At 59.0% G+C, this 559-nt stretch carries 2 protein-coding genes; both read left to right on the forward strand.

What is annotated here, in order from left to right; translation table 11 throughout:
- Positions 1 to 239: thiamine pyrophosphate-dependent enzyme (locus F3J44_RS29455; protein ID WP_240158583.1), on the forward strand; the 239-nt coding region annotated here is incomplete at its 5' end.
- Positions 240 to 293: 54 nt separating this feature from the next.
- Positions 294 to 559 (forward strand): aldehyde dehydrogenase family protein (locus F3J44_RS29460; protein WP_167278009.1); only part of this gene is annotated, 266 nt, incomplete at its 3' end.

A 559-nucleotide genomic window follows, 5' to 3' on the forward strand; every position in this document is an offset into this window, starting at 1 on the left:
AGCAGGCCAACATGGGCTTCACCGATTTCGGCCTGGACTACGGCAACCCGGACTTCGTCAAATACGCCGAAGCCTACGGTGCCAACGGCCACCGTGTGGAAAGCGCCGAAGCCTTCCTGCCGCTGCTGGAACACTGCATCAAGACCCCAGGCGTGCACGTGATCGACTGCCCGGTCGACTACAGCGAAAATGATCGCATTCTGAACATGGATTTGCGGGAACGCAGCGCCGCGATCTAACGAGAGCGGGCGGGAGTGTCCCGCCTGTTTTTGCCGCGAGCAGAGGGCTATTACATGAAACTCCGAGATAACGAACTCTTTCGTCAACAAGCCTTTATCGGCGGCGAGTGGTTGGATGCTGCCAGTGGATTAGTCATAAGGGTGACTAATCCAGCCAATGGTGAACTCATTGGAACCGTGCCGAAGATGGGCGCCGCGGAAACCCGCCGCGCCATCGAAGCTGCCGACAAGGCCCTGCCGGCCTGGCGCGCACTGACCGCCAAAGAGCGCTCGAACAAACTGCGTCGCTGGTTCGAACTGATGATCGAGAACCAGGACGA

Source organism: Pantoea sp. Tr-811 (assembly GCF_011752535.1).
GTDB lineage: Bacteria > Pseudomonadota > Gammaproteobacteria > Pseudomonadales > Pseudomonadaceae > Aquipseudomonas.